This is a genomic window from Bradyrhizobium sp. CCBAU 11430, assembly GCF_028128855.1.
In the GTDB taxonomy this organism is placed as follows: domain Bacteria; phylum Pseudomonadota; class Alphaproteobacteria; order Rhizobiales; family Xanthobacteraceae; genus Bradyrhizobium; species Bradyrhizobium ottawaense.
The window spans coordinates 482,074-495,974 of sequence record NZ_LBJV01000007.1; the positions used below are offsets into that span (position 1 = coordinate 482,074).

A 13,901-nucleotide genomic window follows, 5' to 3' on the forward strand; every position below is an offset into this window, starting at 1 on the left:
GTAGCCCGGATTGCGCTGCGCTCCATCCGGGCTACAAGGTCGACGCCTCTGCGCGCGGCTCACGCGACGCGATACTCCCTGAACTTCTCGCGCAGAGCCGATTTCAACACCTTGCCGGTCCCCGTCATCGGGAATTCGTCGAGGAATTCGACCGCGTCCGGCATCCACCAGCTCGCGATTTTCGGGCGCATATGGTCGAGCAGCGTCTTGCCGTCGACGGTCGCGCCCTTCTTGCGGACGACGAGGAGGAGGGGACGCTCCTGCCATTTCTCATGGTTGATCGCGACCACGGCTGCCTGAAGCACGTCGGGGTGAGACAAGGCGACGTCCTCGAGCTGGATCGAGGAGATCCATTCGCCGCCGGACTTGATCACGTCCTTGGAGCGGTCGGTGAGCGTGACGTGGCCCTGTGGGTCGATCACCGCCATGTCGCCGGTGATCAGCCAGCCGTCGCGGTCGAGGCCTTCGTCTAGCTTCATGTAGCCGGAGGCGACCCAGGGGCCACGAGCGCGCAAATGGCCGACGGACTTGCCGTCGCGTGGCAACTCGGCGCCGCTGTCGTCGACGATGCGCAAGCTCGTGCCAAAGCAGGCGCGGCCAGACACCTGGCGCCGGTCGAACCTCTCCTTGTCGCCGAGATGCTCCGAGCCGGGCCTTAAGCCCGGCATCGAGCAGCCGAGCGCCTCGGTCATGCCCCAGGCCTGGATGTAGTCGATATGGTAGTCGCGCTTCAGTTTCTCGACCATGGCGCGCGGCGGCGCCGAGCCCGACGACAACGTTGCCCGCAGCGTGGAGAATTTGTTGCCGGTGCGGCCCAGCCAGTCGAGCAGGATCAGCCAGAAGCTCGGTACGCCCGCCGACAGCGTCACCTTCTCGCCTTCGAGCAATTCATAGAGCTTGTCGGGCTCGTAGTTGCGGCCCGGCAGCACCAGCTTCGATCCGGTGTAGGGAGCCGTGAACGGCATGTTCCAGCCATTGCCATGGAAGAGCGGCGCCATCGGCATCATCACCTCGCGCACGCCTTCGACATGTCCCGGCAGGAAGTCGAAATTGCAGCAGGTCATGGTCTGCAGGATCGCGGCACGGTGCGAATAGATCACGCCCTTGGGATTGCCGGTCGTGCCGGACGTGTAGCAGATGGTGGAGGCGGACTTCTCGTCGAACTCCGGCCAGGTGAAGCCGGCCTCGTTCTCCTTGTCGAGAAGCTCCTCGTAGCAATGCACGTTGGCGAGCTTGGTCTCGGGCATCCGCTCGCGCGACGACATCACGACATAAGCTTCGATCGTCTTGAGCTGCGGCGCGATCGCCTCGACGATCGGCAGCGTGGCGCGGTCGATGAACAGCAGGCGGTCTTCGGCGTGGTTGATGATGTAGACGAGCTGCTCGGGAAACAGCCGCGGGTTGACGGTGTGCAGCACATAGCCCATACCCGGCGCGGCATAGAACATCTCGAAATGACGATGCGTATTCCAGGCCAGCGTGCCGACGCGATCGCCCGGATTCATGCCGAGCCGCTTCAGCGCCAGCGCCATGCGCTTGATGCGCGGATGGGCATCGGCATAAGTGTAGCGATGAATGTCGCCCTCGATCTCGCGCGCGACGATCTCGGCCTCGCCGTGATAGTCCGCGGCATACTGGATCAGGCCGCTGATCAGAAGCGGCATGTCCATCATCAATCCCTGCATGGTCTCCTCCACGGCCACGTCGTTGCGTGGCGTTGCCCTTGTGATTTGCGCGTGAGGTTAGCGGAACGTCGCGCGGCGTTCACGCAAAAAGCATTGGACGCGATTGCATGCGTCACTTTTTCAGGGCTAACTGATCCGAGCTGCCGGCGAAGCAGCGTTCTCCGTGGAGGAAATGCATGTCAGCGGAAAGACACAAGACCGGTGCAGCCGGCGAACCTACCGTCGATATTGCAGCTCTCCGCGCGCGCTACCGCGACGAGCGCGACCGCCGTCTGCGTGCCGAGGGCAAGGCCCAGTATGTCGAGGTAACAGGGGAATTCGGCCGCTACCTCGACGACCCCTGGGCCGATCCCGGATTTGCGCGCGCACCTGTCAGTGAAGGGACTGAAGTGCTCGTCGTCGGTGGCGGCTTTGGCGGGCTGCTCTGTGCCGCGCGTTTGCGCGAAGCCGGCATCGATGATTTCCGCATCGTGGAAAAGGCGGCCGACTTCGGCGGCACCTGGTACTGGAATCGCTATCCTGGCGCCGCCTGCGATACCGAGAGCTACATCTATCTGCCGCTGCTGGAAGAGACCGGCTACATGCCGGTGCGCAAATATGCGCGCGCGCCGGAGATCTACGAGCACTCCCGTCGCATCGGCCGCCATTTCGGTCTTTACGATCGCGCGCTGTTTCAGACCGTCATCTCGCGAATGGCATGGCAGGAGCAGGAGGCGCGTTGGCTGGTCGAGACCGATCGGGGCGATCGCATCCGTGCGCGTTTCGTCATTCTCGCCGGAGGTCCGCTCAGCAGACCGAAGCTGCCGGGCATTCCCGGCATCGAGACCTTCAAGGGCCACAGCTTCCATACCAGTCGGTGGGACTACGGCTACACCGGCGGCAATGCGGATGGTGGTCTGACCGGACTTGCCGACAAGCGCGTCGGCATCATCGGCACCGGCGCCACCGCCGTGCAATGCGTGCCGCATCTCGGACGCGCTGCGAAGGAGCTCTATGTCTTCCAGCGCACACCGTCGGCGATCGGCGTGCGCGACGACCGGTCGACGGATCAAGATTGGGCGCAGAGCCTCAGGCCCGGCTGGCAGCGCGAGCGTATGGACAATTTCACCGCCGTGATCTCCGGCGAGCCGGTCGAACGGGACCTGGTGCAGGACGGCTGGACCGGCCTGCTCGGCGAGATCCTGCTGGCGCCGCGTCGGCAGCCGCAGCCGGTGACCTCGATGGAAGAGGCGCTGAAAGTCATCGAGCAGGCCGACTACCGCAAGATGGAGGAGATCCGCGCCCGCGTCGATGCGGTGGTCAAGGACACGGCGACCGCGGACGCGCTCAAGCCCTGGTACAAGGCGTTCTGCAAGCGGCCGTGCTTCCACGACGAATATCTCGATGTCTTCAATCGTCCCAACGTGCATCTCGTCGACACCAAAGGGCAGGGGGTCGATCGCATCACCGAGAACGGCGTCGTGGCTGGCGGCAAGGCTTACGAGCTCGACTGCCTGATCTATGCCAGCGGCTTCGAGGTCGGCACCGATTACGCCCGCCGCATGGGCTTCGAGGTCTACGGCCGCGACGGCATGAGCCTGACCGAGCGCTGGCAAGGCGGCGTCAAGACGATGCATGGGTTCTACAGCCGCGGATTTCCGAACTGCTTCCTGATCGTCACGGTGCAGGCCGGCCAGAGCGCCAACTTCCCGCACATCATCGACGAGCAGTCGCAGCACATCGCCTATGTGATCGCCGAAGCGCGCAAGCGCAAAGCCCGAACGCTGGAGCCGACGCTGGCCGCGGAAAACGCCTGGGTCGAGGAGGTCGTCAAGGCCGCGCTCGGCCGCCAGACCTATCTCGCCGAATGCACGCCCGGTTACTACAACAACGAGGGCGTGTTCGATCCGATCGCGGCAAGAAACAGCCAATATTGGCGCGGGCCGGTGGCCTTCCTGCGGCTGCTCGACAAATGGCGGAAGGAAGGCAATCTGGACGGCCTCGAATTGTCCTATGATCAGGCCATGGAGTCGGCGCGTTCCTCCGGGTAAGGTTGCGCCGATCGGTTACAGGACGGGAGATTGGGTATGACCACGGGCAGGGCTGTTGCGGGAGCGGTTGTTGGTGCGATGGCGCTGCTCGGGTGCCTGGCGTCCGCCGCCGCGGCCGCGCAATGCGGCAGCTCGCCGGCGGGTTTTGAGGCCTGGAAACGACAGTTCAGCGCAGAGGCGCAGGGCAAGGGCATCGGCCAGACCGCGCTCTCGGCGCTGATGCAGACCAACTACGCCAGTGCCACCATCGCGGCCGACCGCGGCCAGCGCAGCTTTTCGCTGACGCTCGACCAGTTTCTCGCCAAGCGCGGCGCCACCACTATCGTCGCCAAGGGGCGCCAGCTCAAGCAGTCGCAGGCTGCCTTGTTCGCCTCCATCCAGCAGCGCTATGGCGTCCCGCCCGGCCCGCTGATCGCGATTTGGGGCATGGAGACCGGTTTCGGCAGCCAGCGCGGCAACCAGAACATGCTGTCGTCGATCGCAACCCTGGCCTATGACTGCCGCCGTCCTGAATTCTTCACCGACCAGCTCTACGCGGCCTTGAAGCTGGTCGACCGCGGCACGCTGTCGGGGGCGACCCGCGGCTCCATGCATGGCGAGGTCGGCCAGACCCAGTTCATGCCCAAGAACATCCTGGCCTATGGCACCGGCAACCTCGAGGTGGCCGCCAACGCGCTGAACTCGACCGCGAATTTCCTTAAAGGTCATGGCTGGAAAGCAGGAGCCGGTTACCAGCCGGGCGAGCCGAATTTCGTCGCCATCGAGGCCTGGAATGCGGCCGGCGTTTATCAGAAGGCGATCGCACTGATGGGCCGGCAGATCGACGAGGGCGGCGGAGCGGCGGCCTCGCGCTGACGAAAACCCGTCCACTTCGCTCGAAAAACGCTCCTGCTCAGCAAGGCGTGATGCGCCGACATGAGAAAGTTGTTGCCATCAGGAACCGAGGGCACGAGGTTTGCTTTGATCAGATTCAGGGCTGGGCATGAGGAGACTCAACATGGCAACCCAGATCGTGATGGACCAGACTGGCGATACGCGCCACGAGTTTGATCCTGGCAATGCCGAAGCGCTGGCGCGAGCCGAACGGCGCTTTCGGGAGCTGACTGGAGCCGGCTTCACCGCGGCCCTTCGCAACGGACCCGGCGAAGTCACTCGTATCAGATCGTTCGACCCGACCGCGCAGGAAACGCTGTTCTATCCCCGCCTGGTCGGCGGTTGATCTGAGCTGCTCATGATTACGGCGGTTTGGCTCCGCGCGCCGGCGCGTGCGCGTCTGCATGCGCTGCGTGAACTGTATCGGCGCTTCTTCGGCGAGAACACGCCGGATGCCCGTGGTCGCCGGCTGCTCTTCGATTGGCTCTCGCCCGCACAGCGCGCCCAATTCGAAGAGCACCGGTATTTCGACGTCATTGGATGCGACACCGGCAAGACCTATCGCATTCACTACGGCACCGCCGCCAATGTCCACGAAATCGACGGCGAGGGCCGCGCCACGATGGGATGGTGCTTCGTCCCGTCAGGCTTCCTGGTGCCGGGCGACGTGATGCTGGCGCAGAAGATCGCGCTCGAGACCGACGAGACAGGCGCGCTCTCTCTCGCCAACCGGTTTCCGCCGGCAACGCATTCGGAGCACTTCTACCGGCGGCCTTTCTAGCGGCCGAAACGGCGAAGCGGTCAGTGATGTGTGGTGCGGTAGGCGTCCAGCGCGTGCGCCGCAAAGACACCGGCGCTGCAAAGGGCGAGCAGGCCCGAGATCAGCTCGATCATAGCTCGTCCTCCCGTATTGAATGGGCAACGAGGTTGCGGCAGCAGGAATAGTCGTAGATCAGGTCGAGAAGGAATTGCATGGTAGCCGTCCCTGTATTTATTTTGACAACGACTTAAGCGGCCATCTGTTTCAGCGGTGTTTCGTCGCCTCGGGAAAGGGGTTTCGCGGGGAACCTCGGGGCTGGTTTTGTGCGCTGCGGTCCCGCCATTGCTGGAGCCCTTTGGCCGTCTCTTCGAAGGCGGCGCACGACATTGCGAGGCAAAATCATGGCGCAGGTCGAATGGTTCGACGATCTGGCGATCGGAATGCGGTTCAGGTCCCCCGAGGTCGAGGTCACCGAGGCCGACATCAAGCGCTTCGCGGCCGAGTTCGATCCGCAGCCGATGCATCTCGACCACGAGGCGGCCAAGGCGACCCTGTTCAAGGGCCTGGCGGCATCGGGATGGCACACCGCGGCGATAGCCATGAATCTCGCGATCCAGACACGCCCGTTCGGCCCGCATCCGCTGATCGGCGCCGGCGTCGACGGCCTGCGCTGGACGATGCCGGTACGGCCCAATGATCGCCTGCATCTGGTTGGGGAGGTGATGAGCCTGACGCCCTCGAAGTCGAAGCCGCAGGGTATCGCGCTGGTGAAATGGACCATGTTCAACCAGAGCGGCGAGGAGGTTTACACCTTCACTCCCATCGCGATCGTGCCGCGGCGGGGATAGGCACGGGCGCCGCCGTTCTGCCGGGGTAAGCCCTTGCGGCCCTCCCGCGGAGGTGGTCATCTCGGCCCGGGGAACGCGCTGGAGGCTGACATGAAACGATTCCTTCTTGCCGCTTTGCTGATCGCGACGGGCGCCTTAAGCGCCGGACCGGCGCTTGCGCAACAATCCAAGGTCGGCGACTGGACCATCGAAAAGCGCACGCAGGACACGCATTGCAATGCGAGCCGTGGCTACAAGGACAAGGAGGACGAGAACCGCGACTACGTCATCGTGATCACCTATTCCGAGAAGGCGATCGTGATCGTGATGATCTATGATGGCTGGGAATGGGAGAAGGTCGGAGAGATCCTTCGGGCCGATGTCGGCACTGACGATGCGGACATCATGAAGAAGGCGAAGTGGGAGGTCATGGACAAGACCACCGTGCGCGGCATCTTCGAGTACGACCAGTCGATGATGGACCGCCTGTCGAAGGCGAGACGCCTGACGCTCGATTTCGAGGACGATGACGACGACAGTATCGAGATGCAGGTACCGCGTGCCGGCGAAGCGCTGGCCGCGTTGAAGTTCTGCGAGGAGAATCGGAAATAGGTTGCCGCTGCCGGCCGTGAAGCGGGCAGGACGTGGCAACGAAGCGGGCGGCAGCGAACGGGCGCGTGACTCATCGCACACAGTCCGCGCGCTGTTCGCATTTATCCTAGTCTTTGGCGAAACAGTCCAAGCCGCACCCTGCGGTTGACGTTACGCAAGGACGATGTTCGATATTCCAGCATCTGGCTGCAACGTTTTTTCCTCGTCGAAGGCGGCAATTGACCGGCCCGTCTTCTCCGTCAGTTCCCGGATCGCGAGCTCTCCGTCTCGGACGGGCCGCACGCAGATCGCGTCGTCCGTCCGATGACGACCCATCAGGCAAACCGGTTCTCGTCTCTCATCGGCGAGATTTACGACGCGGCGGTTGACCCCGCCTTGCGCAGCGGCGCGCTGGAACAGGTTTCGCAGTTCGTCGGTGGTTGCGCCGCGATGATCCTGTCCAGGGATTCAGCACGGCTTACGATCGAGATTCAGCAGCATTTTGGAACCGACGCCCGCTTCCGCCAGCTTTATCGCGACCGGTATGTGGAGCTCGATCCTCTGCTCGACCGTCACCTCACCCTCGCGTCCGAACAGACGATCGGCGTGACCGACATCATGTCCCATGCTGATTTTCTCGAGACGAGCTTCCATCGCGAGTGGGTGGAACCGCAGGGGGCGATAGACCTCGCGACCGTCGCGCTCGAGAAGACGGCCGCGCGCACCACGATCCTGCAGGTGTTGCGCCACCGCTCCCGTGGAACCGTCGACGATGCGATGCGCGAGCGCATGCGGCTGCTCGCTCCGCACATCCATCGGTCGCAGATCATGGGCCGGCAGATCAGGGCGCGCTCGCATACGGTGGACGACCTTGCCGACGTCCTCGACGGATTGAACACGGCGATCTGCCTGCTCGATGCGGACGGCCGCGTCGTTCATGCCAACGCGGCATGCCGCCAGTTGTTCGCCGATGCCAATCTGCTTGCGATCGTCGGTGACCGGATCGTGGCCCGCAACACCCAGACCGATAAAATATTCCGCAGCCTGTGCGAATTCGATGAAGGCACACATTCTGCCGCTCGTCGTCAGATCGAACTTGCGACGTCGGCCGATGGGCAGCATTATCTGCTCCATGCTTTTCCGCTGAAGCGGGATCGCAGCCTGCCGCGGGACATTGCAGCCACGATGCTCTTCGTTCAAAGAGCTTCCATGCTGCCGCTGCTCGCAGCCGACGCGATCGCAGCAGCCTTCAGGCTGACGCCGTCTGAATTGCGCGTGCTGATGGCGATCATCGAGACCGGCGGTGTTCCCGACATCGCCGCAAAACTCGGCGTCGCCGAGACGACGGTGAAGACGCATCTCGGTCGCCTGTTCGAGAAGACGGGCGCCGGCAGGCAGGCTGATCTGGTGAAGATCGCCGCCGGCTTTGCCGTGCCGTTCGCGCTGCGAACGAACGGCGATGACAGCGTTGCGTGATTCATTGCGATGCCTCGATGTTACGTGCCGCGTTCTCAATCCATTGTGATGATCCGCGCTCGCGGGTCATCCGAATGCAGGACGCGAGTCATTCGAGACTTTCGTATATCGCGCTTCTGATAATTGAAGAGCAGCGAGCGCCGCGAAGCTTGCCACAACGGCATCGAACGCGCGTGTGGAGGAAACGACAGCGCGTGGCCGGGTCTGCTCGTCGGCTGGAGAGATTGCAGTGAGCAGCATGGTTGATTTTTCCGTTCTCAATGTTTCAACGAACGAAATTCCCGAAAACGAGCGCATCCCGTTGCTTCGCGATTTCTATTGCCGCGGGGTGCTGAAGGCGGAGGTCGAGGCAAGGGATGGAAAGCCGGCCGCGGCGAGCTTCACCTCTCATGTCCTGCCGGAAGCCCAGTTGTTGATCGGGGGGCTGTGCGGAGCGCGGGTCATTCGCACCAAGCAGCTGGTGGCCGATGGCGACGACAGCCTCGCCCTGATCGTGAACAGGTCCGGCGTTCTCGGCATATCCGAGCGGGGACACGATCTGAGGCTTCATGCGGGAGAGGCGGTGCTGACGAGCGCGGAGGACGTCACGACGTTCGAGCGGCTGTTGCTGGGAAGCTGCTTCTCGCTGCGCGTGCCGAGGCGCGTGCTGGCGCCGATGATCGTGGACGTCGACGATGCCGTGATGCGCATCATGCCTGAAAGCTCCGCCGGACTGAGGCTGCTGGTCGACTACGCGGTGACGCTGGTGCGGGAGAAGGCGTTCGCGACGCCCGTGCTGCGGCAGCTCGGGGTCGGGCATCTGCACGATCTGCTGGCGCTCGTCCTCGGTGCCACCGGAGAAGCGCGGGAGCTGGCCGGACGGCGCGGCGTCAAGGCGGCGCGGCTCCAGAAGGCGAAAGTCTCCATCGCCAACAATTGCTGGCGGCAGGATCTGTCAGTGGCCTCGGTTGCCCAGGAGCTCGGCGTGACGCCGCGCTATCTCCAGCGCCTGTTCGAGGCCGACGGCAAGACGTTCTCTTCCTTCTTGATCGAGCAGCGCGTCAAGCGCGCGCACCGCATGCTGCGGGAACCGGGATATGCCGGGCGAACGGTGAGCTCGATCGCCTACGATGTCGGCTTCGGCGATCTCTCTTATTTCAACCGCTGCTTCCGGCGCACCTATAACGCGACGCCGAGTGACATCAGGAGCGGCGAGATGCCGTGACGGCGCGCCACTGGATTTCAGCCAACTGCCGATTTCAGCCAGCAGACAGGGGTCCGACGTGATCCTTGATCGCGAAGCCATGACCCAAGCGTTGCGTGCGGCATCCGCAGCCGGAGTATTGAATGCGCCGTTTCTTTTTCGACCTCCTGGTAGGCAACATCGTGAAGATCGACCCGGGCGGCATGGTGTTCGAATGTGCGGAAGCGACATTCGTGGTGGCCAACGAGATGGCAAAACATCTCTTCGTCTGGCGCGACGATCTGCGCGATCGCGACGCCTGGATTCGCGTCAGGGACAACAGCGGCCGCGAAATCTATCGCGCGCCGGTCTGGGCGGAGTGCGCCGAGAAACAGGGTTGGGACCAGGCGTGAGTGCCGCTTCGGTGTAGCAACTCTGCACCAGTGCGGAACGAAGCGCCTTCGGTTCGTTCTCGGCTGAAGCGCGGTCGTTTCCGTCCAAGTCGGGCCATTGGCGTGCTTCTACCTTAGCGTTTAGCGAATCCAGGGTTCGCTGCCGAGCGCCTTCCAATGGAGGAGTCCGGCATCACCATGCCTGCGCTGCCATCAAGCGCGAGGTTTTCTGGGGAACGAAGGCGATGAATGTGACGGCTCTTGGCGACTTGGTGCAGCGGCATTTGGTGCGGCGATCGATGCGCTTTCTGGTGTTCGCTGCGCCGCTGCTGGCCGTCGATCGGGTCGAGGCTGCGTGCACGCCGGCGGCACCGGTCAGCAATGCGACCATCGTTTGCTCGGGTGATGTCGACGCTCAGCAGGCCCCCAACAACGGATATGGGACAAGCCTGGACGACAACAACATCTATCGGATCGAGGCCGGGGCCAAGGTGCACGGAAGCGCCTTCGGCATCCAGAGCGGCGATGGCAATGTCATCATCAATGCCGGCATCATCGACGGCGCGTTGGCGTCGGGTCTCAGCGGCCTCGGTTTGACGGTGTCGAATCTCAGCGGCGCCACGATCACCGGCTTTCATGCGATTCTGGCGTCGACACTCACGCTCGACAATGCGGGCATGATTGCGAGCGAAGCCGGGGGAAGGGGGAGCGGGGTCGAAGCCACGACGTCCACTGTGCGAAATTCCGGCACGATCGCCGGCGTCGGGCCCGATACGATCGGGATCAACGGTACCACGGTCAACGTGGTCTCGAACACCGGAACGATCTCGGGAGATGCCCGCGGCATCAAGGGTACGACCCTCAACATCACCAATGATGCCTCCGGTATCATTTCGCAGATTGCAGCGACCGGCGGCGCGATCGAGGCCTCCGGTGTGGTGACGATGGCAAACGCAGGCAACATCGCCGGTCACGTGTTCGGCGTGTCCGGCAAGAACGTCAACGTGTCCAATTTCGCCTCCGGCACCATTGGTGCCGACGGCGGCGCGAGCAACGCCATTCGCGCCGACCTCGCGGCAAGCGTGACGAACAGCGGCACGATAACTAGCGTATCGAGCGCGATCTTTGGTACGAGCGTCACTGTGACCAACACAGGGCTGATTGCGTCGATACTCGGCTCCGGCATGAGCGCCGGCACGGTGAACCTGGACAATATCGGAAGAGTCACGGCAGATCGCGGCGTCAATGCACTCGTCGGCAACGTGAACAATTCCGGATCCATCATTGGGGATAGCGCAGCCGTCAGCGCCAACGTCGCCAATGTGACGAACACCGGCCTTCTTCAGGCCTCCAACCTCGGCGGCACCGGAATCTCCGCGATCCAGGCCAACGTCATCAATTCCGGCACCATTATCGCCAGTACGGGCATCTCTTCCAGCGACGGGGCGAACATCACGAATTCCGGTACGATCACTGGCACCAGCGGGACGGCAATCAAATTGTCGAGCAAGGCCGACACGGTGACGCTGCTGCCGGGCTCGAAGATCAACGGTGTGGTCGATTTCGGCTTCGGTGCCGACGTCGTCAACGTCAACTTCGTCCCTTTGAGCAGCCGGGTGGCGTCGCTGACGAGCATCGAGCTTCCGACCTTCGTCAACTTCAACGGCACCATCAACACCAACAGCGGGGGCTTCGATGGCCCGAAGGTCTTTGCCGGCGGCACACTCGCAACGCTCGATCCGACCGCGCTGGCACAGACCGACCGCACGCTGATGGACTTCACCGGCGGCGTCTCCTCGCTGGTGCAGGGCCGCCTGAGCGGCGGCGCGGGGCCCGCCGGCAGCAACATGATGGCGATGGCCTATGCCCCCGAGACGGCGCAGGCCGGACCCTTCACCAAGGCGCCTCGCAGCCTCTGGACGGATCCCGCGCCGATCACGGTCTGGGCCAACAGCTTCGGCGGCCAGCGCATTCAGGACGAGACCACCTCCACGCTGCGCGCGACCTCGACGGCGTGGGGCGGGGCGATCGGCATCGATCGCAAGGTGCGGCCGGACTGGCTGGTCGGCGCCTTCCTCGGTGGCGGGCAGGGCGGCCTCTCGGTCGATCTCAACTCGCAGTCGGTGGACACCAATTACGTGTTTGCTGGCGCTTACAGCCGGTTCGAATGGGCTTCGCAGTTCTTCGACCTCACGATCCAGGGCGGTAACGCCGACAACAGGTCGCGCCGACTGGTGCTGAACAACGCGGTCGTCGGCGGCATGGAGACGGCAGCCGCGAACTACAGCGGATGGTACGTGAGTCCAGAAGTCGCCTACGGCTACAGACTCAACATCGGCAACGGCTACGTGCTGACGCCGACCGCGCGGCTGCGTTATGTCGCGGGCCGGTTCGACGGCTACAGCGAGACCGGTTCGGCGCAAGGGCTGTCGGTCGGTGGCCGCACGCTGCAGGACTTCGCGGAGCGCGGCGAGGTCGATCTCTCGCGGGTGACGAGCATTGCCGGCGGCGAGCTCAAGGCCAACATCCATGGCGGTGTCATCGCGCTCCAGCGCGTCGGCGACACCACCGTCAACACGGTGCTGCTCGGCCAGAATCTGTCGTTCGTCACCCCGGGCAGTCGCAGCCCGGTCGGTGCCGTCGCCGGCCTCGGCTTCGACTACCGCACCGGGCCCAACGTGTCCGTGTTTGGCGCGGTCGAGGGCATGATGATGTCCGACCAGAGCCGCACCGGCACGGCCAAGGGTGGCGTTCGCGTCGCGTTCTGAGCCGGCATCAGCCCTGGCGGCTCGAACGCGATGCCGCCGGCCGGGCGCCATCCGCCCGGCCGGCGCCTCCTCCGATCGGAGGATGTCGCATGCTACGGTTGTGTTATGCTCCCCGGCATTGATCATTCAGTGCCAATTTGAGCCATGCACGGATCGCAAAAGCTGCCAGATCTCGTCGAGTCCATCTACGATGCCGGGCTCGATCCTTCGCTGTGGAATAGCGCGGTGGCCGGCATCCGGGATTTCGTCGGCGGCCAGGCCTGCGGGCTGTTCTCGAAGGATTCGATCAGCAAATCCGGTGTCACGCATTACTATTGCGGGGCGGACCCGCACTACATCCAGCTCTATGCCGAGACCCATTCGAAGTTCGATCCGCTGACGGTCCTGCCGCCACACGGCAGGATTGTAAGCATTCCCGATCTCGTCAATTTCGAAGAGTACCGGCGCGGGCGCTTCTACCAGGAATGGATGCAGCCGCAGGGATGCAGCGACGCGGCCAATGTCGTGCTCGAGATGTCGAATGCGAACTGCCCGGTGATGATGACCGTGCTGTCGGGCCGCCGCATGGTCGATCGGCGCATGAAGCAGCGCCTCTCGCTGCTGGTGCCGCACGCCAGCCGCGCGCTGCTGATCAACCGCGCCATGACCGCGCAACTGACGCTGGCGACGGCACTGGCTGATGTCCTCGACAATTTGACGGTCGGGATCTTCCTGCTCGACGGCTTCTGCCGCCTGGTGCATGCGAATTCGGCCGGTCAGGACCTGCTCGCGGCCGATGATTTGGTGCGGTCCGTTGCCGGGCAACTCGTGACCAGCAGCACTGAGGCCAATCAGGCGCTGCGCAAAGCGTTTGCAGGCCGCCGCGACGGCACATCGCTTGCCGCAGGGGGCCATGCGATTCCGCTATTGTCCGCCACCGGCGAGCGCTACGTCGCTCACATGCTGCCGTTGTCGTCCTTGCTGCGCAACGGCAGCGAGCGCATGGTCGATGCCGCCGGTGCGCTGCTTGTGCGCAAGGTGTCGCTCGGTGGACAATCCTGCGGCGAATTGATCGCGCGAACTTTCGAGCTGACGCCGGCGGAGCTCCGCGTGTTCCTGTCGATCGTCGAGATCGGCGGCATCCCGGAGACGGCGGCCGCGCTCGGTATCGCGGAGACGACCGCGAAAACGCATCTGCATCGCGTCTTCGCCAAGACTGGCGTGTCCCGGCAGGCCGATCTGGTCAAGCTCGCGGCGGGATTTGCCAATCCGCTCGTCCACTGACAAACCGCCGTCGGCGTTGAACCTTTTTCTCCCGCGACAGACTCACAGGAGCCGCCGGGCACGAAGATCATTCC

Annotated in this window: 12 protein-coding genes; 11 read left to right on the plus strand and 1 reads right to left on the minus strand. The window is 63.8% G+C overall.

What is annotated here, in order from left to right:
* Positions 1-59: 59 nt before the first annotated feature.
* Positions 60-1,685, minus strand: a complete 1,626-nt coding sequence (locus XI04_RS07000; RefSeq protein WP_028145210.1) for a long-chain fatty acid--CoA ligase — start codon at positions 1,683-1,685, stop codon at positions 60-62.
* A gap of 176 nt (positions 1,686-1,861) precedes the next feature.
* Between XI04_RS07000 and XI04_RS07005 the strand changes: the two genes are divergently transcribed.
* From XI04_RS07005 to XI04_RS07055, 11 genes are all read left to right on the plus strand, one after another.
* Positions 1,862-3,715, plus strand: coding sequence for a flavin-containing monooxygenase (locus XI04_RS07005; protein WP_152103115.1), 1,854 nt, complete (start codon positions 1,862-1,864; stop codon positions 3,713-3,715).
* A gap of 36 nt (positions 3,716-3,751) precedes the next feature.
* The gene (locus tag XI04_RS07010) at positions 3,752-4,570 is read left to right on the plus strand and encodes a lytic murein transglycosylase (protein WP_271608249.1); all 819 of its coding nucleotides are present in this window, start codon (positions 3,752-3,754) and stop codon (positions 4,568-4,570) included.
* Between the two features lie 142 nt (positions 4,571-4,712).
* Positions 4,713-4,934 carry a hypothetical protein gene (locus XI04_RS07015; RefSeq protein WP_018319783.1) on the plus strand — a complete coding sequence of 74 codons (222 nt, stop codon included), beginning with the start codon at positions 4,713-4,715 and terminating at the stop codon, positions 4,932-4,934.
* Between the two features lie 12 nt (positions 4,935-4,946).
* Positions 4,947-5,369, plus strand: a complete 423-nt coding sequence (locus XI04_RS07020) for a hypothetical protein (RefSeq protein ID WP_018319784.1) — start codon at positions 4,947-4,949, stop codon at positions 5,367-5,369.
* 380 nt (positions 5,370-5,749) lie between these two features.
* Positions 5,750-6,196 (plus strand): MaoC family dehydratase, encoded by a 447-nt coding sequence (locus tag XI04_RS07025; RefSeq protein ID WP_028145206.1) that lies wholly within the window; start codon positions 5,750-5,752, stop codon positions 6,194-6,196.
* Between the two features lie 90 nt (positions 6,197-6,286).
* Positions 6,287-6,787 carry a hypothetical protein gene (locus tag XI04_RS07030; protein WP_028145205.1) on the plus strand — a complete coding sequence of 167 codons (501 nt, stop codon included), beginning with the start codon at positions 6,287-6,289 and terminating at the stop codon, positions 6,785-6,787.
* Between the two features lie 303 nt (positions 6,788-7,090).
* Complete coding sequence (locus tag XI04_RS07035; protein WP_038946357.1) at positions 7,091-8,242, plus strand: helix-turn-helix transcriptional regulator; 1,152 nt, start codon at positions 7,091-7,093, stop codon at positions 8,240-8,242.
* A gap of 238 nt (positions 8,243-8,480) precedes the next feature.
* Entirely contained in the window at positions 8,481-9,446 is a 966-nt protein-coding gene (locus tag XI04_RS07040) for a helix-turn-helix transcriptional regulator (protein WP_038974169.1), read from the plus strand.
* A 122-nt stretch (positions 9,447-9,568) separates the two neighbouring features.
* The gene (locus XI04_RS07045; RefSeq protein ID WP_028145202.1) at positions 9,569-9,817 is read left to right on the plus strand and encodes a DUF6894 family protein; all 249 of its coding nucleotides are present in this window, start codon (positions 9,569-9,571) and stop codon (positions 9,815-9,817) included.
* Positions 9,818-10,041: 224 nt separating this feature from the next.
* A complete protein-coding gene (locus XI04_RS07050) occupies positions 10,042-12,564 on the plus strand; it encodes an autotransporter family protein (RefSeq protein WP_271608248.1) in 2,523 nt (840 codons plus the stop codon).
* A 144-nt stretch (positions 12,565-12,708) separates the two neighbouring features.
* Complete coding sequence (locus XI04_RS07055; protein WP_038970943.1) at positions 12,709-13,827, plus strand: helix-turn-helix transcriptional regulator; 1,119 nt, start codon at positions 12,709-12,711, stop codon at positions 13,825-13,827.
* Positions 13,828-13,901: the final 74 nt, after the last annotated feature.